Raw genomic sequence first — 23055 nt, 5'->3', positions numbered from 1 at the left:
CCGTTCGAACCGGAAGCGGCGAACCTGTTCTTCCAACTGGTTTCCTCCCGGTATGAGCGGGCCAGCTTGATCGTCACCAGCAACAAGGTCTTCGGCCGGTGGGGCGAGGTGTTCGGTGACGACGTGGTCGCCGCCGCCATGATCGACCGCCTCGTCCACCACGCCGAAGTCATCGCCCTCAAGGGCGACAGCTACCGGCTCAAGGACCGCGACCTCGGCCGCGTCCCCACCGCCGGCACAACCGAAGAGTAGAGATCAATTCCCATGCAGGGGGTCAACATTCAGATGCCGGAAAGGGGTCAAAATTCGGGTGCCGTTGACAGCCCCGCCGCATCCGGCTGTGACTTCACTGACGGACACCACGAGTTGAAGGACTCACTCCGGATTTCTTGATCACACGTTTCTGACCGCATGAGGAGTACGACCCCATGTCCACGCCCACCCCACCAGGCTTGAGCCTCTCCCGACGCGAGTGGGCCATGCTGAAAGCCATCGCCGCCGGCCGCGGCGAGATCACCGGCAGTAGTGAACCCGACCTGTTCATCGACAGCCTGGCCTGCTGCGACCAGCACGCCGCCCACCACCTCGCGCGTGCCGGCCTCGTCCATGCCACGCGCGCGGCGGAAATGGGACAGCGCGTTCCCGCCGAACTCACCGCGGCAGGCCACGCCCTACTTCGGGACCTGGAGACCGCCGCGTAGCCACGGCGCTGCTACCGCACCGCCACCACCAGACCTAGCCCCCGGAAGGGATCACCGCGATGCTGCACTACGAAGTTCTGGCCAGAACTCGAATGCCCGAGGCGGAACTGGTCGCCCACTACCACAGGGTGGCTCGCCAGCTCCGCTCCAGCCGGCGATGGCGCCGACTGGCCACATGGGCTCAGCAAAAGGCCGAGCGCTCATGGTGACCGACAACTATGCCCGTGCTGGCCCATAGCCTCCGGGGGAAAACGGGGCGTCGAGTGCGCGAGACTGGGGGTACGCACTCGACGCCCCCACCCGGAGTAGTGCAGGAGCGCACCCGTCCCTTGATCGAAACGACGACGCTTGGACGAAGACCGCAGATGGGTCACCGGAACAGCCGAAGGACCCGAGGCCAATCGACTGGGGCGGTGCCTGGCTGGTCGTGCCACGCGGCAACTACAACCGGCTCGCCCAGATCAAGGACGCTACGACCCGGGCAACGCGTTCCACATTAACCAGAACATCCTGCCCGCCAAAGGGGCCCCGTCGGTAGGCCCGACTCGGACGGCGCCAGTGCGCGTGACGTCGAGTCGTCGAGGGCCGACCCGAGTACCGCAGAAGGATCGTCAAACAGACAGCGCACGACCTTTAGGCTGGCGCGCGGGTTTTCGGTTGGCATGGGCCGCCGCCCAAATGTGGCTCTTCTGACTGATCCGTGGCTGGCGGGGCGTGTCTTGACAAGACGCATGCCGTTCTCTGCCTAGGTTGCTGGGTTGTTGAGGTCCAGTGATCTAGGTGTCAGGAGAACGGCATGCGCGAGGCCAGGATATGGGGTCGGCTGCTCGGGTTGGAGCACGCGGTGGTGGAGCGTGTCGAGTTGGTCTCGGATGTCGAGGCGGTCATCGTGCACGCCCAGCCCAGCGCCCGCTGCGAACGCCGCGGTCGGATGTGGTGTGGCGCCGTGGATGCGGCGGTAGCCCCAGTTCAGGTTCTCGTTCGCGAGGCGCAGAATCAGCACTCGAATGGATCGGATGGTGCGGGGTCGGCCCGGGCGTTTTGGTCGAGACGCCCGGGCGTGGTGTCGGCGGAGGAGGTTGCGATGCCAGCGCAGGATCGTGTCTGGGCGGACCAGCAGACGAAGCCTGTGCAAGGTGTGGCGTGGTAGCCGGTGCATGAGCGCGGCGTGCAACGCCCGGTCAGGGAGTGAACCGCACTCTGCCGGGATTGAGTTGGCGTTGCAGTATCCCGATCTGGTGCCGCACTGCCAGGATCTCGATGTCCTTGTCTCGGTCTCTCGTCGAGATCAGTCGGAGTAGGGCGAAGGAGTTTGTCAGGCCGAGGTAGGCCAGTCGCAGGAGCACGGCCGATCAACCTGCCATGGTGATTACAGGCCATGAGGGCGGGCGGAGTTGTTGGCGTTGTTCAACGAGATTGGCCAGCGGTTCCGCCGACAGGACAGCCGCGCGTGTGCTGGCGCATTGGTTCGGCTGCTCGGTCCGGCAGGCCCGCCAGTACGCCGAGCGTGCCGCTTCCGTTGGGTGGACGGCGATTCCGGAGACGACGGATCGTGTACGTGCCATCAGCCTGCGGGTTTGATCCGCAATACCTTGCCGCGCAGGTCGGTTCGTGTTGCCGGACGGACGCTGGGCATGGAACTGGGGATTGCGGTTCGTCCGCTCGTCAATCGGCGTGTAGCTGTCGGACTGGAATGGGTTCCTGTTGTCGTCACCTGTGGTCAGGTATAGCTGCTGGCTGCGTCAAATCGATGTACCACCGACGCGGCAGCATTGGTCGAGGTCGTTCGGCACTCGCAGGACGATCCGTTCGCTGGCCATGTCCAGCGTGTTGTGCGTAGTCAGGACGAACCGCGACAGGTAGAGCTCACCATCCACCTGTCCCAGTCCGCCTGCGTCCCCTCGGCCGGCGCATATCCGTCTGGTGTGGACAGTCGCGACGAGTGTAGAAGGTAGACGAACCGGTTGGATGTGAAGTCCGGCCCGCCGCGACGCCTTACAGACCTTCTTCGTCGTGCAGGCACATGTTCAGCTTGCCCGCGGACGTGGTGTTGCCCGCGTTGGTCACTCGGACGGTGCGCCGTCGTGTGCGGTTGTACCACGGATCTGTGGGGCAGGATTGCGAGCGACATCGCTCCGCCGAGCTCATTCGGTCCAAGCGCCAGCTGCACTCGCTGGTAGTCGCCGGGCGGGATCACGGATCCGGCGGTCGCCAACGGGGCGGGAATAACAACAGGGGCGCTGACCAACAGTGCGGTGGTACGGCCACACCGACGCTGCCCGGGGACGGTGCCATCCATCGGTGTCCTTTTCGGGACTTTTGCTTAGACGCGGAAACCTTGCAGCTCGGCCGCGAGATCGGGGTTTGTCGGCGGCAGGTTCCCGTCGGTGAACTGCCGCACCCAGTACCGGGTCCGGTCCAGATACGCGGTCTCCGCGGCGGTGCCGGTCTGCCCATAGGCGCCTTGGAACGTTAGATATCCCTGTCCCGCGGGCGGATTCGAGCGTGCCGGCTCGATGGTGGATCCCTCGTGCCACTCGTTGAACGAGGCGACCGAGACCCATGTCGGCGCCCCACCGGTCGCCGGATTCAACGCATTGCTCCACTCCTTGTCATACGTCGCACCGTTGTCACGGTTGAGCGTGGGAGTGGTGTTACCGGGCACTGCCCGGTCGTCGATGTAGCCGGGCGCGACAGAAGGCGCCCACACCAGGCCGTTGGCCTTGCAGAAGTCGGAAGCGTTCTTCCAGCCGCGTGCGGTCGCGCCCGCGATGCCGTCGTAAGTGTACATCCCGCCGAAGTGCGCGACCTTACTCGTGGCAGTGGTCTGGGCCAGCACGATGCTCGTCGGCTTGACCTGCTTGATGGCGGTCCAGTCGGTGATCCGCAGGCTTTCGAAGACGTAGAAGGCGCCACGGTTGCCGTGGGCGGCGTCGCGGTAGAACGCCGGGCTGCCGCCATATCTGGAGTTGATGTAGTTGATGTCGGCGACTGTGGAGTCAGCGGTCCGGCCGGAGTACGGCTCGAGATGCCAGGCCACCTTGATGCGGTGTCGTGCCGCGGCGGCGAGCAGTGCGGGCACCACATTGTCCTCATAGGATCCTTGGCCCCACCAGCTGGTCACGATCGTGCCCGCGCCGGACCGCTGGACCCAGCGCATGTGCTGGTCGATCATGGCTGTGTCGGCCGAGTCGTACGCGCCGAGCACCGGGTAGAAGTCCGCGCCGATGTCGTTGGGCGGCGTACGACCGCCTTGCTGCCAATGCCGATATCTCCCGTTCACAGACGGGCTGCCGTACCACGGGTAGTAGAAGAGATGAACGTCGGCCGCTACCGCCTGCACCGCCACACCCGAGGCCACCGGCACGGAGACCAAGCCAAAGGTGAGCAGCAAGACCAGCAGGCCGACCATGCTTCGCAGCGTTCGCATGCCCGCCCTTAATCCTCCGCAACACGCCAGCCCATATAACGAAGGCAGCCAACCACAGCTCTCGAGCTGCCGGATACAAACTCTGTTGGCGCATAAGCGACATTGACACTTTTGACCACTGCCAGGCCGAGATCTCCATAGTCGTCGAGTGGAACGGAGACCCGTCGAGGCGCATCCAGACGGCATATGCTCCCTCGCCTTGTTGCTACCCAACGCAGTCCGGCGAGCGTGCTTGGCTGTCAGATCCTCGACTGCTCGGCGAACGTCCCGACCAGACAGTCCTGACCGCCGCTCGATCTGCTCGACCACCACGTCGACGAAGTGCGGTAGGAGGCCGCCCAGCTAATCACCATCACACGCCAACCATGATCACAACGTCACCGCGAGCTCCAGCCACCCGCGAAGTTGATCACTCAATCGGCGACAAAGTCGAAATTTGACAGACCCTCTCAGGGCGCTGGACTGGCAGAATGGCGAGATACCGCCGGACGCTCAAGGCCGTCTTACGAAATTTTGTACGAGCTGGCCCTGTTGTTCATGTCGTAATCGCCCAGGTTGGCGCTGGAATCGATCCAGGACGTGCGATGTCCTGTGAAACCGATTCCGTCATAGAGCTTAAAGTCGCATCCGCTCGCAGTGATCAGCGAGGAAACACGATTGTTCCAATCGCTACCCTTGAGACTGCTGTCGGCGTGGTCGACGTCGTTGTTGGTGTCCGAACACCCATGAGACGCAAAGAAGACCAGATGTCCCCCGCGACGATCCATGTTGGTCCTGTCAAACCAGGTGCCGAGTCGAACCCGCGGAACGCTGGTGGACATCATGCTCTCGAGCTCGGACTCCGTCGAGAAGCACGACATCGCGTCAGTTTCAATGTTGAGGGCGCAGTAGTTGTGCCGGGGCGAGTCGGCGAGCGAGGTTCCGGGAATGGAAACGGTCAAACCGATCACGCAAGCCATCATTATCGATAGGAAAGTTCTCGGTTTATGCATGTTGTCCGCCTAGATTCTTTGGTGTGCCTTACTTTCTGTTTCTTCTGCCTAATTCAGGTTGTCCGCCGCGTCGCGAAGCAAGAAGAGGCCAAGCTCGTCATGCGCCCTTCATACGGCGATTTTCCAGTGTATGACTAAAATGTGGCGCGGGAGGGGCCACGGTTGGCCACAACGCGTCGGAGGCGCACATGTGCCAACCAATCCGATTCTGGGGTTCAGCACAGTTCCGAACCTGTTCGTTCGTGCTGGTCAGGGAGGCGGGCTGCAACAGTGGAGGTCGGAACGTGGATGAAATAGGCCCGTATTTAATCAGTGGGGGAGCGCAGCGATCTGCTCTGCGGTGGCGAGCGCGGCGCGGGTGCGTTCGTGGCTGGGGCGTTCGCAAGGCGGCACTGGGCTGTTGATCGCCGCCCGTAGCGTGGCGGCCTCGTCCAGCAGTTGGGCTGCGTGCTCCCAACGGCGCTCGTCGCACGCGAGCGCGGCGAGCGCTTCCAGCACGCTGGCCATCCGCCAGCGGTCGCCCAGCTTTCGGTGTACGGCGAGGCTCTGCTGGAGCAGCGCGGTGGCACTGGCCGAGCCGGTTGCACGGTGAACCAGGCCCAGCAGGTTGAGTGCCCAGGCGATGCCCTCCGGGCAGCTGGTCCGTTCGGACGTCTGACGGGCTTCGCTCAGCAGCCGCAGCGCCTGCGCTTGGTCACCCCGGTAGTGGGCGATCGCACCCAGGTGCAAGAGTGCGCCGGCGGCGCCTTCGGCGTCGCCCAAGTGCCGCATTCGCTGCAGGCTTTCTTGCGCCCACTGTTGGGCTGGGTCGAAATCGCCCTGCAGCCAGGCGGAGAAGGCACACCGCTGCAGGGCCTCGGCGATGCCGCGGGCGTCTCCTGCCTCGCGGAAGGTGTCCAACGCGCGGCGGTGGAATTCCAGTGCCCGTGGGTAGTCGGCTTGCTCTCGCCAGATGGAACCGAGCAGCGTGCGGGTGCGCGCCGTGCCTTCCAGGTCGTTCAGCGACTCGTACATGGCCATCGCCTGCTTGGCCAGCGGCACCGCCGCGTCATAGTCGCACTGCAGAAACGTGAGCACGGCCGAGCCGTACAACGCGTTGCCCCGCAGTATCAGGGGAGTGTGCGCACCTCGGTCCAGCGCCGCGGCCAGCCACCGTCGCCCGTCCCGGTAGTGCCCACGGAGTTGGCAGTAGCGGGTCAGAGCGACGGATAGTCGCAGGGCCGTCGAGTTGGGTTGGGCGACGGCCCACGCCATCGCTGCCCGGAAATTCTCGTGTTCCGCGGTCAGTCGATCAAGCCATTCCACGGCGTCAGCCCCGTCGAGGTGTTCCTGCGCCTGCTCGGTCAGTGCCAAGTAGAACTCGGCGTGCCGCTGCCGCACGTCGGCGCACTTCTCGTCATCGGCTAATTGCTCCGCTGCGAACCGGTGGATCGTGTCCAACAGGCGGTAGCGGGCATTCCCGCACTCCCTGACCACCAGTGACTTGTCGACCAGCCGCCCCAGCAGCTCGACCGCGTCGGCGCGGGGCCACAGTGCCTCGACGCCGGGCAGGTCGAACCCGCCGACGAACACCGCCAGCCGCCGGAAGAGGGCACGCTCGTCATCGTCGAGCAGGTCGTAGCTCCACCGGATGGCTGTGCGCATTGCGCGATGCTGCGGCCGGGCGGTGCGACTGCCCGAGCAGAGCGCAGGGAAGCGGCCCGTAAGTTGCTCGGCGATCCGCGGCACCGGCAGTGCCGCGGTGAGGGCGGCGGCCAGTTCGAGGGCGAGCGGCAGCCCGTCCAACTGAGCGCAGATCGTGGCCAGCCCCTGTGTGGTAGCCCCGTCGGTACCGATCTGGCCACCGGCGTCACGCGTGCGCTCCACGAACAGCCGTACCGAGTCATAGTGGAGAAGCTCGTCGTACGCGGGGACGGCCTTGGGATCGGGAGTGGCCAGCGGCTGCAGCGTGTAAACCGCTTCCCCGGGCACGCGCAGCGTCTCCCGGCTGGTGGCCAGTACCCGCAGCCCGGGACAGGCGGGCAGCAACGCACTCACCAGGTGTGCGCAGGCATCGACCAGATGCTCACAGTTGTCCAGGACCAACAAGAGGGACCGATCGTGCAGGTGATCGACAAGGCTATCCACCGCGCCACGGCCAGCAGCCTGTGCGCGCAGGCCGAAGGCCTCGGCGACCGCCTGCGGCACGAGCTCCGGCTTGGCAAGTGGGGTCAGGTCAACGAAACACACCGCCTCAGAGTGTTCGGCGGCCACGGCAATGGCCAGACGCGTCTTGCCACAGCCGCCGGGGCCGATGAGCGTCACGAGACGTCGCCCAGCCGCGAGGTCCCCCAGCGCGGCCTTGTCCGCCTCACGGTCGATCAGGCTGGTCAGCGGCACCGGCAACCGGCGACAGACCGGGGTACCGGTTGTCGTCCGCCGAGGGGCGTTGAGCTCAAGGGTGGGATCGGCCGCCAGTATCGCCGCTTCCAGCCGGTGCAGCTCACGCCCCGGTTCGATCCCCAATTCGTCGACCAACGCGGTCCGGGCGCGCTGAAAGGCCGCGAGCGCGTCGGCTTGGCGGCCCGATCGGTACAGCGCCAGCATGAGCAGTTCCCACACCCGTTCCCGGAATGGATACCGAATCACCAACGGCTCCAACTCACCAACGAGCTGGAGATGCTCGCCCACTCTCAGCCGGGCACTGATCAAGTTTTCGGTGGCGGCCAGCCGGATCTCAGCCAGGTGAGCCGCTTCGGCGCGCACCCACTCCCCGGGCCGGCACTCGACCAACGGGTCACCCCGCCACAGCCCCAACGCCTGGCGCAGCAACTCCACCGCGGTCTCTGTCGCTCCTCCAGCCAGCGCCTCTCGACCCCGATCGACCATCGCCTCGAAACGCACCACGTCGGCCGCCTCGGCCGGAGCGAGCAGCGCATAGCCAGGCCCTTGGGCTGCGATCAACCCAGCCAAGCTCGCGTCCTGCAACTGATGCCGCAAGCGCGCAAGATGGCTGTGCAGTGTCTTGGTGGCCGTCCGCGGGGGCAACTCATCCCACAAGGCGTCGACCAGAGCTTCCCGCGACACCGTCTCACCAGGCCGGACCCCCAACCGAGCCACCAGGGTGCGCTGAACAGACCCGTGTAGCACCACCGGACCACGCGACGCGGCTATCTCCAGTGGCCCCAACAACCGAATGTCAATATTCGCTGACATCACGCCCCCGCACGGCTAACTCTATATCCGGCAGTACAGCTATCCCGGAGATCTCCACAATATCTGAAAATCTAGCACCGAGACGAGCTTAAATTCGACTTAATAGCGAAGCAAGATGCCGTGAAGCCGCCGCCTAATGACGCAATTTCGCCAATGACACGATTTCACCAGTACCCTCGGCTCTCGCTCCGGCAATGCGCGCCTGGGCACGTTGATCCTAGATTGAACCGATCCTGATCTTGCTATCGGCGGTGTAGCTGTCAGGCAACTCGGTCTAACCCATAACTCCGCTTATGCTGGACGGATTTTGAGTTGTCGCCACCGCATGAAACTTGGATCTGGTCCACATAACTTTGCTGTTCGGTCCGGTGGCCCCGACAGCCACCGCATGGCGGGTGTTGGACAGCACCAATGCTGCCCTGCTGTGACGGCTTCGCTCAGCACGAGCGGTCGCCCGGGAGCGGGCGTGGATGCAGCGAGCGGAGATAGCCGGTTGCAGCGCGCCGGCCGTCCGGATTGCTGGGGGTGGACCTGCCGGGGCTAGTGCTGGACGTGAATGCCTCTTGCGCGGACTGCCACAGTCAATCTCTCGATCCAGGCCCCGGAGACACCGGCGACCGCGCCAGCTCACCACCATGCCGACCCGCAAACGAGATCAACAACAGATGATCATCTCGTCTCGTGAAGGACCAGGGCTAAGCCTCTTCCATCCAGGTGCTCATGCAGGCGCACACACCCACACGCGGATTTCTGCTGGGGCGACCACGATGCCGTCCAATACCGGCTGGAGCTGAAGGTGAGTCGCCAGGTGTGTGCCGCCGGAGCGCACGGGCACCTCACAATGCCGGGACGGTCTTGAGTATCGCCAGGAGGCGGACGGTCGGTGTCAGCTCGGCGATCTCTCGCTGGCATGACGGGCACCCCACGGCGTGCTGGCGAAACTCGGTGTTTTCCCGCGCGCAGAGCACTCCGAGTACGTAAGCGCCGACTGTGACAGTAGACGGGCATGCGTATGTCATCGTGCCTCCTTCGCCTCTTACGGTCGCCCGGGCGCCTCTGAATTCCCTTGCTGTGCCAACAATTCGTTTGTGTCCTGGGTGGAATGGGGTGGGATGAGCGGCTGCTTGACCACCACCTGCACGGACGAGATATTCGGCGAGCTGTGTCATTGAGGTTTCTGACCTCGACCTCGATCCGGGAGACACGCGACGGACATGCCACCCTCTCAGTAAGGCCAGCTCCTAGCTGTGCGCAGGCATCCCCGGAGTCGTGTCGAGCGCGTCCCGAAGTCCCTAACAATGTGACAATGTGCTTGCCGGTTACGATGTTTCGGCTGATCCAGATGTCGTTCGTCTGGTCGGGAACAGTCGTGACGAGCAACGTTTCACCGCTCTTCTCACTCTGGCAGTGCCGCTCATATTCCCTGAGCCGGCAACGTGCGCGTACCGGTGACGGCCAACGCCACGGTGTGCACCGCCACTACAAACGCGAACAAATGCCGCCAGAACTATTCATGCAAAACCTCCTAATGATCCATTAAGATCATTCCGAAGATGACAACTCGGAGGTGAATAAACAGTTGCGGGGAAACCTGACTCGCGCGGTCTTGGAAGAATTCACGCTGGTTCCTCCGTCACGGTGTGACAGCATCGTCCTAGCCGACTGGCGTGCGGGTGGAGCTATCCTTTCGTTGCCTGGCAACACCTCTAGGCCTGTCACCACACCGGCACTGCGACAATGGCCCCTAAGCTTGTGATTTGGAACACCGCAGGGTGGCGCATGCTGGTCAATTGCGTCTATTCGCCAGTGTGAAGGATGTAAAGACGTTTCTTGGTGGCGTGGCGAATGTCAGTTGATCGGCACGTGTTCGGCACAGCCCTCGCTCGTTGAACCGTCGCACTCTCGGCTTTGCCCTGGCATGTCAGTGGCACTCCTGTACCGCTCGAAGAGTCATCGCTGCATGTCATCAAGTGGCTTAGTGGTGCTCATTGGTGAGTCCATTGAGGACGCGGGTACGTAGCAACGTGCGGGCGTTGGCTTTATGCGCTTGGTCAGGCTGACGGTGTGGTTCGGGTGGTCGTTGCTGTCGGGCCTGGTGGGGCCGGTGGCGCGAAACGGTCAACCAGCGCAGACGCGCACCCAACGAGCTGTCGCGTGCCGTTGCGCGATTTCTCGCCGGTGTGGCTGATCGGGTCGTGCTTGCGGTAGCGCCGAGATGGTCGTCCATCTCGCCTGCGGCGCGGACTCGACCACCATCTTGGTCAACCGGCCCAGCAGCTCACTCTCGCCGGTCAGTTGCAGGCGCTGGACCCGGGCTGCTCGGTCAACTCCCGCACCAACTGCTCATCCACGGCCTGATCAGCCACCGCTTCGGCCGCGCCGTTCACTGTCACACCAGTCAGTGCCCGGTCGAGCCAGTAGCGACCCTCGGTGTGCGTGCAGGAGCGGACCCAGTAGTGGAACAGGGCGGCAGTGATCTCCAGCCCGGCCCGGGCCTGGCCGGGTTCGGTCAGGCAGAACTCCAGCGCGGCCCGCAGGTTGGGGTGCTCGCGCCGCAGCCGGGTGAACCACGCCTGTTCGTTCGGGCCCAGCCACTCCTGCTCGGCCCGCCAGTCGATCACCGCGCGCAGCATCTGCACGCGCGGGACCGCGACCCGGCTGCCTGCGGCCAGGAACCCCAGGTAGTCGTCCAGCCCAGTGAGGATCTCGGCGACCGGTATGGCCCGGACCCGCAGCGCCGCCAGTTCGATCGCCAGCGGGATGCCGTCCAGCCGACGGCACATCCGCCAGATCGTGGCGCGGTTGCCGGTAGTGACCGCGAATCCCGGCCGGGCGAGCGCGGCCCGCTCGGCGAACAGCCGCACCGCCTCTCCCCGCGCGATGGTGCGCGGGACCATCGGCTGTTCTGGGTCCGGCACCGACAATGGCGGCACCTCGAGCAGGTGTTCCCCGGGCGTGCCCAAGGCTTGCCGGCTGGTGGCCATGACTCGCAGTCCCGGCGCCGCGGCCAGCAGTTGGCTGGTCAGCATCGCGCAGGAGTCGAGGAGGTGCTCGCAGTTGTCCAGCACCAGCACCAGCAGCAGCCGCTTGTCCGCAAGGTGGTCCGCCAGCGTGTCCAGGGCAGGAACAGTGCGCCGCTGCTGGACACCCAGGACGTCGGCGACCGTTTGGGGCAGCAGCGTGTCGTCGATGAGTGCGGCCAGCTCAACCAGCCACACCCCGTCCGGAAAGCCCCGCGTACCCGGGCGGCCACCCGCAACGCCAGCCGGTCTTGCCGACCTCGGCCACCCCGGTCAGCGTAACCAGCCGCGCCCGCCGCAGCAGCCGCACTGCCTGGGCGGTCTCCCGCCGACGACCGATAAAACTCGTCATCTCGCCCGGCAGATTGTCCACCGGCCGACCCGATCTGCTGCCCGCTGTCACTGGTCTCGGCCTTCTCGGTGTTGGGTGATCCAGGCGACGAGTTGGGTGCGTGTGGTGAAACCCAGCTTGGCCAGGATGCGCTGCACGTGGCCTTCGGCGGTGCGTTGGGCGATCACCAGCCGCGCGGCGATGTCCTTGTCGGACAGTCCTTCCGCGACGAGTTCGGCGACCTGCCGCTCCCGGCGGGTCAATGGCGTCCCCGTGGTATCCCTCGCGGTGGAGACCGGGGTGGCGGGCGCGGGTTTCTCGCCGAGCGCGTAGGCGATGGCCCAATTCAGGTCGAGGTCGGCGCCACGGTCGAACGCGGCCTGGAACGCACGGTCGCCGAGGGCGCGGCGGGCCTGCTGCTCGCACGCCTGGTGCGGGACGATCCAGTGCGGGGAGTCGAATAGGGGCTGGCCGCCGACCAGGGGCCAGATCTGGTGCGCGGTGCCGAGCAGCACGGCGGCCCGCTCGCTCTCGCCGGCCGTCCCGGCGATCCAGGCCAGCAGCTCGACGGCCAACACCGAGCCGAGGAGTTCACGGAAGAAGGTGTACTTGATCTGGAGGCTTTCCCGGGCATGGGTGGTGGCCTGTGGCACGTCGCCGCCGGTCCACTCGGCCAAGGCGAGAAAGTAGAGCGTGTAGGCGCGGGCCCAGTGTTCGCCGTGTGTCTCGCTGATCGCCAGGCTCTGCCGGCAGAGCGCGACCGCGTGGACGAGGTCCCCCTGGAAAATGGCCGCCGCGGCCAGCGCGACACGGGCTATGACCACGATGGTGTTCAGCTCGCCGGAGGACTCGAAGAGCGCCAGGGCCTCTTCCAGCAGGGCCTGTGCGCGGGATAGGTCGAGACTCGCTGTCGCGGCGGATCCCTGGATGATGCATCCCTGGAGGTAGAGGGCGTACGCCAGCATGGTGTCGTCGCCCTGCTGCCTCGCCCAGTCCCGACACTGGTTCACCATGGCTGCGCCTGTGGGGAAGTCCCCTTGGCAGAGGGCGAGGTCGGCGTTGATCCACAGGGCGGTGGCCCGCGCCCTGCTCGGCTCCGCGTCCTGGGCCAGTGCCCGGTCCAGCCAGTGGCGTCCCTCGGCCAGGAAGCCGCAGCAGAACCAGTAGAAGAACAGGGCCGCGGCCATTCGCAGCCCGGTCTGGGATTCACCGGGGGTGACGAGGCAGAACTCCAGCGCGGCCTGCAGGTTGGTGTGCTCATCCCGGGTGCGGGCGGCCACCTCGGGCTGGGTGGGGCCGAACCACTCGGCCTCACCGCGTTCGGCCAGATCCAGGTAGTAGTCCCGGTGCCGCCGACGCAGCGCCGCCTCCTGCCCGGCCGCGCGCAGGGCGTCCCGTCCATAGTGGGCGATGGTGTCCAGCAGCCGGTAGCGGGCCGGGAGACCGTGATCCTGGTCCTCTCTGATCAGAATGGACTTGTCGACCAGCCCGGCCACGAGATCGATCACCTGGTCGCGGTCGATGCCGTCCCCAGTACAGATCGTTTCGGCCGCGTCCAGGTCGAACCCGCCGGCGAACACCGACACCCGGGCCCACAACGCCTGCTCCGCCGACGAGCACAGCCCATAGCTCCAGTCGACCACCGCCCGCAGCGTCTCGTGGCGGACCGGCCCCGCCCGCCAGCCTGCCCGCAGCAGACGGAACCTGTCATCCAGCCGGGCTAGGATCTGCTCCGGCGAGAGCGCCCGCAGCCGCGCCGCGGCCAGCTCGATCGCCAGCGGCAACCCGTCCAACCGCCGACAGATCTGCGCCAGCGTCGCGCGGTTGTCGGCAGTGACCTCAAAGCCGGGCTGCACGAGCGTCGCGCGCTCCGCGAACAGGCGGATCGCCTCGTTGCCAATCAGTTTCCCCGGCGACATCCGCTCCAGGTTCGGCAGCGGCAGCGACGGCACCGCGAAGATGTGTTCGCCCAGGGCGCGCAGGGCGTGTCGGCTGGTGGCCAGGATCCGCAGGCCCGGCGCCGCCGTGAGCAGATCGGTCGCCAGCCCCGCGCAGCGGTCCACTAGATGCTCGCAGTTGTCCAGCACCAGCAGCAGCCGCTTGTTCCGCAGGTAGCCCACCAACACCTCCCGCGGTGACCGCGCGGACTGATCCCGCAGCCCCACGGTGTCGGCGACCGTCTGCTCCAGCAGTGTCCGGTCCTGCAGCGCGGCCAGCTCGACCAGCCACACTCCGTCGGTGAACGCCCGCCGCACCCCGGCCGCCACCCGCAGTGCCAGCCGGGTCTTGCCGACACCACCGGCACCGGTCAACGTCAGCAGCTGAGTGCTGGACAGCAGCCGCTTGGCCTCGGCGATCTCCCGGCGGCGGTCCACGAAACTGGTGACCTCCGCAGGAAGATTGCCACCACGCTGTCGCGAGCTAGCGTCCGACATCACAGGCTTCACGTTCGTAGGTGTCGTCCAGAAGAAGACGCGGGGCAGCGACAAAACCGTGGGATCAAGAATGCGGCAGCAGCTCGGCATGGTGGAACGGCGGAAGTAGACGCAGTCTCGTCAATGGCCATTAAACGTCAGAAACAGTGAGCCTTGCCGTGGCACCGGTAGGTGATGCTGGGAACAGCCGTGACTCGGATAGCTGATGACACACCAAACCGTCATCCAGGCCACCTGTGCGCAGAGGGCAATGCAAGAACTCCTCTCCGCAACATCCCCGATATTGTCAATATTTCAACCAATCGAGAGAATGGTCGGGTTGACGCAAACTCGTCAATGGCACTGAGGCGCCAATAGTGGACCCAGCGCCTTCGCGCCGCCGAATTGTGCGACCCTTCGCCTCTTTTTGAGATTGCTTCACTTGATGTTTCCGATCTCGTAACATGGTGTCGTTTTAGGAATTCGTGGACAGGGAGGGCCGATGGTCGACAACGGCTCAGCGACGAAGCATGGCGCGCGCACCGCGACGGTCAACCTGCCGTTCGTCACGGCTCAGTTTCATGCACCGGAGTTGCATTTGCCGCATGTGCGTGTGCCGGACCGGCAGGAGATCAGTGCCGCGTTGCGAACCGTGGGGTCGTACCTGCCGTCTCCTCGCAAGACGGTGTACTACGGGGGCCTCGCTCTGATGGCTGCGTTGGAGCTGATCGACTGGCCAGTGGCAGCCGCCGTCGCTGTCGGTACCGCAGTGGCCGGGACCGGCCAGACACGCGAGAGCTCGCACCAGGAGGCTCCACAACAGCGCCAACCTACAGATGGTCCGGCAACTCCACCACGCGGTCGCAGGCCGAAAAAGCAGTAGCTGGCCCCGAGAATGCGCTTGCCGAGCCCGCTTGGCCTGGTCGTGAAAGCGGCTCGGCCGGTTGTGGCGGCGCTTCGCGAGGTCGCCACGCCGGACACCGGTCGCCGGGTGTGGACGTCGGGCGATCGTCCGCGGAGTCGCACGCACATCGAGGTCCGTGGTGTGCATCGGCCAGACGCCGAGGACGCCATCGCGGATTTGCTGGGGACGCTGTCCGCGGTGGACGGAGTATGGGACGCGGAGCTTAACGCGGTCCTGGGCCGGGTCGTGGTCAGTCATGATCCGGCAGTCGTCTCGAGCGTCGAGCTTGTCCGCGTCGTGGCCGAGATAGAGCGTGCGTGGGAGTTGGACCGGCATGAGCAGGCCGCGGTCAGCGCCGCGCACCCGGCGAACTCCGCCCCCCACGTACGCGAGCTGATCGCGATCACGACCCAATTGGTGGGCCTCGGCTTCGCGGTCGTTGGCAAGGTACTGCCGGTACGCGCGGTTTCGCCGGTTGCGTCCGCGCTTCTGTCTCTTGTGGACTCTTCGCCGCGGATACGGGTGGAGGCCGAGTCCAGGCTCGGCCGCCCGGTCACCGATGCGGTACTGGTGATCGGGGGCGCGGTGGGCCAGGCACTGGCTCAGCAGCCGATCGGGTTGCTGATCGACCTCGGCTACAGGTTCTGCCTGAACCGGGAAGTGAACGCCAGGCGGCAGGCCTGGCAACGATGGGAACGCACAACAGCGGACCAGCTCTCCGCACATCAGGCCGAGCCCGTGCAGTGCCCGCCCCGAGCTTGCCCGGTGCCCAGCGGCCCAGTTGAACAGGTCGCGAACACCGCGAGCGTGCTCGCGTTGGCCGGCTATGGCGGGGTCCTGGCGACCGCCCGGAATTCCCGGCGTGCGTTGGCGATGCTGCTCGCTGGGACGCCGCGTGCCGCGAAAGTAGGCCGCGAGGCATTCGCCGCGCAGCTCGATGTCGATCTGTCGAAGGCGGGAAACCTGGTATTCGAGCCGGATGCCTTGCGGCGGCTGGATCGTGTGGACACGGTGGTGCTCGACGCCTCGATGCTCGTGTCCGGACGGCACGTGGTGGACGACCGCGTTGTCCCGATCGACGAGGCAGTCGATCCGGCCGAGATCCTGCTGCGGGCGCATGACTTGGTCGACCCTTGGTGGCCGAGGGCCCGTCACGAACGCGGCGGCTGGGCCGTGGTTCCCGTCGACCAGGTGGAGACATCTCTGCCCGGCTACTCCCGGCGCGCCGCGCGTGACGCGATCGCTGTGTTACGTGACGGCAAGCCCGTGGGCGTGGTCCACGTCGTCGCGGAGACCGATCCGTTCGCCGAGGCTGTCGTCGAAGCGGCCCGCCACGCCGGGACGCCCGTCCTCGCCGGGGCTAGCCGCAGGCTCGCGGCCCAGCTACGAGTGGACCGTGTCCTGCCCGGTGACCGGCGGTTGCTCGACACAGTGCGAAAGCTGCAGGCCGATGGGCATATTGTCGCCGTGGCATCCACCCGCCGCCGCGACGCGCTGGCCGGTGCCGACGTCGGGATCGGTGTGATCGAGGATGTGGGCACGATGCCATGGGGTGCGCACGTTGTATGCCCCGACCTCGCGCGCGCATGCGTATTGCTGGAGTCGGTACCTGTCGCTCGCCGGGTCAGCCGACAGTGCGCCATGATGGCCGTCGCCGGTTCCTTTGTGGGCGCGCTGCTCGGCGCGCTGGGGCCAGCTCGCTCGGCGCCACTACGCGCCGGTTTCCCCGTTCAGCTTGCTGCGTTGTTCGCGCTCGGTGTGGGGACGTGGTTGGGCACGGCACCAGGGCGCCTCCCCGGCCCGACCTCGGCGGACCGCACTCCGTGGCATGCGATGTCACGCAGCTCGGTCCTGGCGCGCTTGGCGAGCACGCGGGACGGTCTGGACGAGGCCGAACATGAGCGTCGGCAACGTGTCCAGCACGCCGAGACCCAGCCGGCCGAAGTCGGGCTGGCAAGGGCCTCGGTGGACGAGCTGGCGAGCCCGCTCACTCCGGCGCTCGCGGCCGGCGCCGGCGTGTCCGCCAGCCTCGGCTCCATTATGGACGCGGTGATGATCGTCGGCGTGCTCGGCCTGAACGCGTTGATCGGCGGTGTGCAGCGGCGCGGCACCAACCGCGAGCTGGGCCGGTTGGTGGAGACCAGCGCGCTGCGGGTGCGGGTTCGGCGCGGTGGGACCAAGCGGGTCGAGCGCGCCGACGACCTGGTGCCCGGTGACGTGATCGAGCTGCACGCCGGCGACGCTGTGCCCGCCGACTGCCGGGTGCTGGAGGCCACCGCGCTCGAGGTCGATGAGTCGAGTCTGACCGGTGAATCTCAACCGGTGATCAAGACAGCCCGGGCGACTGCGGCCCCGGCGGTCGCCGACCGGCTGTCGATGCTGTATCAGAACACGGTCATCGCGGCCGGGCGGGCGGTGGGCGTGGTCGTCGCCACCGGCGAGCGCACCGAGATCGGACGTACCACCCGGACTACCGGTGAGGCGGCCGCCGAGACCGGAGTCGCGGCGAGGCTTCATGCGTTGACCAGAATCACGCTGCCGGTGACCCTCGGCGCCAGCGCGGTGCTGATGATCTCCGACCTCGTGCGCGGGCGGGGAATCAGCCAGGCGCTCGGTCGTGCCGTCGGGCTCTCGGTCGCCGCAGTGCCCGAAGGACTGCCGTTCGTGGCGACCGTGGCCGAACTCGCGTCCGCCCGGCGCCTGTCCCGTCGCGGCGTGCTGGCCCGCAACCCGTCGACGATCGAGGCTCTCGGACGGATCGACGTACTCTGCTTCGACAAGACCGGGACTCTCACCGAGGGACGCATCACACTGCGGCTGGTGTCCGATGGCCGCAATGAACGGTCCGTCTCGGATCTCACGCCGTCGCTTCGCGAGGCGCTCACTGTCGGGGTCCGCGCGAGCCCGTGGCACGAACGTGACCATCCGCTGCCCCACCCCACCGATCGGGCCGTGCTGGACGGTGCCGCCGCGCTCGCGATCGCCCCCGGCGACCGGCTGGGCGGCGTGGAATGGGTCGACGAGCTGCGCTTCGAGCCGTCCCGTGGTTATCACGCCGTGCTGGCCCGAAGTCCCCACAGCATGCTGGTGAGCGTCAAGGGCGCACCGGAGGTCGTACTCGCCCGCTGTGTCCAGTGGCGGCGGCCAGGCGGGCCCGTCCCGTTCGACGCCGCCTCGCGCCGTGAGGTGGACGCGGCGATCGACCGGTTGGCGCGCAAGGGTTATCGGGTTCTCGCGGTCGCGGAACGCGGTGTTTCCGGTAGGGCGGAGCTCGACGATTCCCGCGTCGACAGACTCGATTTCTGTGGCCTGCTCGCCCTCGCGGATCCGGTCCGGCCCACCGCGGCGGACGCAGTGAGCACATTGCGCCGCGCCGGCGTCGATATCGTCATGATCACCGGCGACCACCCGAGCACCGCGGAAGCCATCGCGGCCGAACTCGGTGTGCTGGACGGAAGATTGATGACCGGCGCCGAGTTGGACGCCGTCGACGACGACGAACTCGCCGACCGCCTACGAGGAACCACGGTCTTCGCGCGGGTCAGTCCCGCGCAGAAGGCCCGGATCGTGCGCTACCTCCGCCGCGCCGACCGAGTCGTCGCGATGACCGGAGACGGCGCCAACGATGTGCCCGCCATCCGCCTGGCCCATGTGGGGATCGCACTCGGTTCTCAAGCGACCCCCGCCGCGCGCCAGGCAGCAGATCTCGTCGTGACGGATGACCGGATCGAGACCATCACCGACGCGATCGTCGAAGGCCGGGCAATGTGGACCTCGGTGCGCGACGCGCTGTCGATCCTGCTTGGCGGAAACCTCGGCGAGATCACGTTCACCCTGGCCGCCGGCCTGCTCAGCACCCGGGACACACTGAACGCGCGCCAACTGTTGCTGATCAATCTGCTCACCGACGTCCTGCCCGCGATGGCGATCGCGGTGCGCCCACCGCCCCGAGTGACACCCGAAGCGCTCCTCGCCGAAGGCCCCGAAGCCTCACTCGGCACGACCCTCAACCGCGCCATCGCCACCCGGGCCGCCACCACCTCGGCGGCCGCGATCGCCGGCTGGCTGCTCGCCCGGCCGGTCAGCACCCCGGCACAAGCCAGCACGACCGGGCTGGTAGCACTGGTCGGCGCGCAACTGGGACAGACCATCGCCGTGCGCGGGCGAACGACACTGGTCGTCGCGGCCGCAGCGGGCTCGCTGGCGATGCTGGCCGGCATCGTGCAGGTTCCCGGATTGAGCCATTTCTTCGGCTGCCGACCGCTGCTGCCGCACCAGTGGGGCATCGCCCTGGCCGCGGCCACCGCAGCCACCGCGGTCGAATTCCTCGGCTGGGCATGGAAGCACCCCTCAGTTCACCAAACCGTCACCCCACGTCCCACTCGGAACGTACCGGCGTGAGGCACAGTGCCATGGCCAACCGAACGCTCCCCCCGAACGGACACCACCATGGCTGACTTCCTCGCAACCGTTCTCGCCAAGATCGGCGCGAACCTGCTCGAAACGCTGGTCCTGCGGATCGTGCAAGCCTTGTTCACCAGGGCTTTCACCGCCCCCACCCCCGCCTGAGAGACGACACCCGGTGATCTCGTGTCCCCGCACGAACGATCTCTGCGCCTGTCGGAACGTCGTCCGTACAGGTCATTCCTGAAGGAATGGGGCCGGTCAAGGGATGCTGCTGACCTTGTTGTGTTCTTCTCCGCCGGGTTGTGGGTGTGCGACCAGATCGCACATTAGCTCCTTCGCACGAAAGAGATCCGTCACATCCGCCGCTGTCGACGAGTGAAGATGGCGGGACAGACGTAAGGCGGTGCTGGGAGTCGACCTCGACGAGTGGCGCGCTGAGATCCCCGCTGATCGAGCAATGGTTTGCCACGATCGGCGACAAGCTCACCAGCTCACTGCAGACTGTCGGCGTCGAGGCCCCGGCGTAGGAAATGTTGGAGATGAGACCGAGGCTCTCCCCGCCGTGCTCTCCGACGTCTGTCAGGGCCACGGCGATGACCCGCGGAGACTGCGGTCAACGCGTACTTCGGTATCCAATCAGGTAGTTGTCACGGTGTGCTGAGTCCTTGCTGAATCCACTCTGGTGGAAGCCAGTGAAGAGTCTGCTCGAGGCGAGGCGATCACGATCTCAGTCACCAGCATCCGCGCAGCTGCGGAGCAGTCGACGCTGTGCTTGACCGCGAAGACCGCGACGAGGAACTCGGACGGCTGTCTGTTCATGAACGGCTCTCGTGCCCGGTGCACCGCAGGTGGATTCACTGGTGCATCAGCTCGCACTGCACGCCATCCCGCTGACTGGGCACCGCTGGTGCCGCCGGTGTGAGCGTGCGCAGCTGATCGCGGTTGACGAGGTCAACAGGACGGACGGTGTCGATGTCGTGTCCGCGTTGCGGTGCGGTTCCAACCACGCTGGCCAGCCGGTAGATCGTGCGGATGTGCCGGGCCAGCCTGGCCGCATAGTAGTTGCTTCGCGACTGGCGCGCGGACTCGAAAGCAGCCCGGTGAACAGGGCAAGCCAACGAAGTCTGCCCTGTTCACCGGGTATCCAGCAGGTGCCGCCAGCTGATGATCCCTTGGCCGGGGCAGCGGGCGGAGGAAATCGATTTCTATTCCGTGAATCGGAGGATCAGTGTTGGTATGTGCTGGGTCTGTGTCTGACGGTGATGCACCGGGAAAGGAGGGAGACCGGCGGCTGGTCTATCGGCTGCTCGCACCCCGCACGATCCGGTACCGGTTGGTGCGGATTCTGCTGGTGTCGGTGATCCTCGTGCTGGTCTTGCTCGGGTTGAGCGTCGTCGGCTGGTACAGCGACTACTCGGAAGCCGAGGAGACCGAGAAAGCCGTGTCGCTGGTGCTGGCTGTGCAGAGCCTGACCCAGGAGCTGCAGCGGGAGCGTGACGTGACCAACGGCAAGCCCGACGGTGAGTCCCGCTCCACACCGTCGATCGAGTCGATCGAGTCGATCGGGCGGCAGCGGAAGAACACCGACCGGGCGCTGGCCGAGCTGAACAAGGCTGTCGCTGCCGGGGACATCCCCGGAGCCGGTGAGGTCCGCGGCGCGCTGGACCGGCTTGACGCGGTGATCTCGACGAGGCGGAACGTCGACGCCGGCCTGGCCGACCGAAGTGCCACGTTCGAGTGGTACACCGCCGGTATCGCCGCACTGAACGAGGTCGAGCCAGGTATGGGCCAGGCGCGGGACGCCGAGCTGCGGGAGGGCCTGCGCGCGCTGAGTGCGCTCGGCGCGGCCAAGGAGGCCACGGCGCAGGAACGCGGGTTGCTGGCTGGTGTCTTCGCCGCCGACCGTTTCCGCGCCGGTGAGTACATCCGCTTCACCGAGATCCGGGCCGTCAAACTGGCTGGCCTGGCGGCGTTTCGCCACGACGCGACCCTGGCCCGGCGGTCCCAGCTGGACGCGAGCCTCGAGTCGCAGTCCGCGGTGCAGGCGACCGCCGCCGAGAACGTGGCGATCTCCTCGCCGGTGGGCCCGATCGCGCACCCGATCGATCCGGTCGGCTGGTGGGCGCAGATGACCTCGGTCGTCGACCAGATGTGGGACGTGCAGCGCGCGGTCGGCGAGGACCTGCGGCAGCGCGCGAGAGACCTGCGCACCGACGCCGCCGGCGGGCTGACTGTGTTGTTTGTGCTGGCAGTGTTCGCAGTCGGCCTGCAGGTCGCTCTGGTGGCAGGCTGCCTGCGGTCCATCGTCCGGCCGCTGGCCGCGCTGGTCGCGCAGGCGCATGAGGTGGCCGCGCGCCGGCTGCCGGCTGCGGCGGCCGCCTGGCACGCGCCGGGCGCACAGCGGCCGACGCCGCCGCAGCCGGTACGCGCGCCCGCCCGGGCGGCTACCGAGATCGCGTCGGCCGCCCGGGCGGTGGACCGGGTACAGAGCACAGCCTTCGACCTGGTCGGCGAGCAGGCTCTGGTGCGCCGCAACACCACCGAGTCGCTGGCCGAGTTTGGCCGCCGCAACCAGGACCTGGTCTGCCGCCAGCTCGGCTTGATCAGCGAGTTCGAACGCGACGAGCCGGACCCGGCGGTACTGGCGAAGCTGTTCGAGCTGGACCACCTGGCCACCCGCATGCGCCGCAACACCGAGAGCCAGCTGGTCCTGGCCGGCCAGCCGAGTCCACTGTGCGGGGCGCAACCGCTGGCCATCACCGACGTCATCCGCGCCGGAATCTCCGGAGTAACCGACTACCGGCGCGTCGCGCTGCGGCAGATCGACGAGGTGCACGTGACCGGTCCGGTGGTCGGCGCACTGGCACACCTGCTCGCCGAGCTGATCGACAACGCCCTGTCGCTCTGCCCGCCACACCTGGACGTGGAGATCTACGGCGCGAGCAACGGCGTCCGGTATGCGCTCACCGTGATCGACCACGGCGCCGGAATGCCCCCCGAGCAGCTGGCCACGGCCAACGCCCGGTTGCGCGGCGAACAGGACATCACCGTCGCGCCGACCCAGTCCATCGAGCACCACGTGGCCGGCCGGTTGGCCCACCGGCTCGGCGTCCAGGTCGAACTGACCCAGACGCCGGTCAGCGGAATCACCGCTCAGCTGCTGCTACCGCAGACCATGCTCGCCGACCCACCCCCGCCACGCCCCCAAAATGACCACACCCAGCAGACAGGCCAGAGTCGCGGGCCCGCGACCCAGACCAGCATCCCAGCCGGCACCAACCCGACCACCGGCACCAACCCGACCACCGGCACCAACCCGACCACCGGCACCGCGACACCGCCGGACCCGCACGAGCACCTCGCCGCCGGACCCGCGATCACCCAAATCCCCCGCAACAACCCGGTGAAACGCACCCACAAACGCCACACCGGCGACTCACGGCCCGCACCGGCCAGACCCGCACCCAATTCCCGCACCATGAACAACCGCTCACCCGACGAAACCCACCCCACACCCCACAAGGCGCGCACCACCCACCACAACAACACAACCAACAACAACACAACCAACAAAGACGAGTCCCAGTGACTTTTCGTCCGCTGGCGGTATCGGCGGTCGGCTCGCACTGGCGTGTGGCGGCCACTGACGTGACTGCGCCTA

15 protein-coding genes are annotated in these 23055 nt (G+C 66.7%); 5 read left to right on the top strand and 10 right to left on the bottom strand.

Translation table 11 applies throughout. The features are described from left to right. Both B9C43_RS42875 and B9C43_RS42870 read left to right on the top strand, forming a co-directional pair. Window positions 1-252: ATP-binding protein (locus B9C43_RS42875; RefSeq protein ID WP_160097104.1), on the top strand; the 252-nt coding region annotated here is incomplete at its 5' end. A 200-nt stretch (window positions 253-452) separates the two neighbouring features. Beyond that, the gene (locus B9C43_RS42870) at window positions 453-701 is read left to right on the top strand and encodes a hypothetical protein (protein ID WP_456077600.1); all 249 of its coding nucleotides are present in this window, start codon (window positions 453-455) and stop codon (window positions 699-701) included. Window positions 702-1446: 745 nt separating this feature from the next. Here B9C43_RS42870 and B9C43_RS57875 read toward each other — a convergent pair. From B9C43_RS57875 to B9C43_RS42840, 9 genes are all read right to left on the bottom strand, one after another. After that, window positions 1447-1704, bottom strand: a complete 258-nt coding sequence (locus tag B9C43_RS57875; RefSeq protein WP_200825944.1) for a hypothetical protein — start codon at window positions 1702-1704, stop codon at window positions 1447-1449. A 739-nt stretch (window positions 1705-2443) separates the two neighbouring features. Continuing rightward, window positions 2444-2578 carry a hypothetical protein gene (locus B9C43_RS59750; protein WP_268811613.1) on the bottom strand — a complete coding sequence of 45 codons (135 nt, stop codon included), beginning with the start codon at window positions 2576-2578 and terminating at the stop codon, window positions 2444-2446. Between the two features lie 446 nt (window positions 2579-3024). Next, on the bottom strand, window positions 3025-4131 hold the full coding sequence (locus B9C43_RS42860) for a glycoside hydrolase family 99 protein (protein WP_235039180.1): 1107 nt from the start codon (window positions 4129-4131) through the stop codon (window positions 3025-3027). 503 nt (window positions 4132-4634) lie between these two features. Continuing rightward, window positions 4635-5081 carry a hypothetical protein gene (locus tag B9C43_RS42855; RefSeq protein ID WP_084433106.1) on the bottom strand — a complete coding sequence of 149 codons (447 nt, stop codon included), beginning with the start codon at window positions 5079-5081 and terminating at the stop codon, window positions 4635-4637. A gap of 351 nt (window positions 5082-5432) precedes the next feature. After that, window positions 5433-8318: an AfsR/SARP family transcriptional regulator gene (locus B9C43_RS42850; protein ID WP_084433105.1), complete on the bottom strand. Its 2886-nt coding sequence runs from the start codon at window positions 8316-8318 to the stop codon at window positions 5433-5435. Window positions 8319-9154: 836 nt separating this feature from the next. Then, window positions 9155-9337, bottom strand: a complete 183-nt coding sequence (locus tag B9C43_RS57095) for a zf-HC2 domain-containing protein (protein ID WP_160097100.1) — start codon at window positions 9335-9337, stop codon at window positions 9155-9157. 1272 nt (window positions 9338-10609) lie between these two features. Further along, window positions 10610-11536 (bottom strand): ATP-binding protein, encoded by a 927-nt coding sequence (locus B9C43_RS42845; protein ID WP_084433104.1) that lies wholly within the window; start codon window positions 11534-11536, stop codon window positions 10610-10612. Next, on the bottom strand, window positions 11523-11690 hold the full coding sequence (locus tag B9C43_RS57090) for a hypothetical protein (protein ID WP_160097098.1): 168 nt from the start codon (window positions 11688-11690) through the stop codon (window positions 11523-11525). Before B9C43_RS57090 ends, B9C43_RS42845 begins: the two co-directional genes overlap by 14 nt. A gap of 47 nt (window positions 11691-11737) precedes the next feature. Beyond that, on the bottom strand, window positions 11738-14044 hold the full coding sequence (locus tag B9C43_RS42840) for an ATP-binding protein (RefSeq protein WP_235039178.1): 2307 nt from the start codon (window positions 14042-14044) through the stop codon (window positions 11738-11740). 541 nt (window positions 14045-14585) lie between these two features. Here B9C43_RS42840 and B9C43_RS42835 point away from each other — a divergent pair. Both B9C43_RS42835 and B9C43_RS42830 read left to right on the top strand, forming a co-directional pair. Next, the gene (locus B9C43_RS42835) at window positions 14586-14966 is read left to right on the top strand and encodes a hypothetical protein (protein ID WP_200825943.1); all 381 of its coding nucleotides are present in this window, start codon (window positions 14586-14588) and stop codon (window positions 14964-14966) included. 12 nt (window positions 14967-14978) lie between these two features. Further along, window positions 14979-19388: a cation-translocating P-type ATPase gene (locus B9C43_RS42830; protein WP_084433103.1), complete on the top strand. Its 4410-nt coding sequence runs from the start codon at window positions 14979-14981 to the stop codon at window positions 19386-19388. A gap of 860 nt (window positions 19389-20248) precedes the next feature. Here B9C43_RS42830 and B9C43_RS42825 read toward each other — a convergent pair. Next, window positions 20249-20512: a hypothetical protein gene (locus B9C43_RS42825; protein WP_033392909.1), complete on the bottom strand. Its 264-nt coding sequence runs from the start codon at window positions 20510-20512 to the stop codon at window positions 20249-20251. 131 nt (window positions 20513-20643) lie between these two features. On the opposite strand from B9C43_RS42825, the gene B9C43_RS42820 reads away from it, so the two are divergent. Continuing rightward, window positions 20644-22983: a sensor histidine kinase gene (locus tag B9C43_RS42820; protein ID WP_143446987.1), complete on the top strand. Its 2340-nt coding sequence runs from the start codon at window positions 20644-20646 to the stop codon at window positions 22981-22983. Window positions 22984-23055: the final 72 nt, after the last annotated feature.

The sequence above is a fragment of the Kibdelosporangium aridum genome (assembly GCF_900176515.1).
GTDB classification, from domain to species: Bacteria; Actinomycetota; Actinomycetes; order Mycobacteriales; family Pseudonocardiaceae; genus Kibdelosporangium; species Kibdelosporangium aridum.
This window is presented reverse-complemented; position numbering and strand designations above follow the sequence as displayed.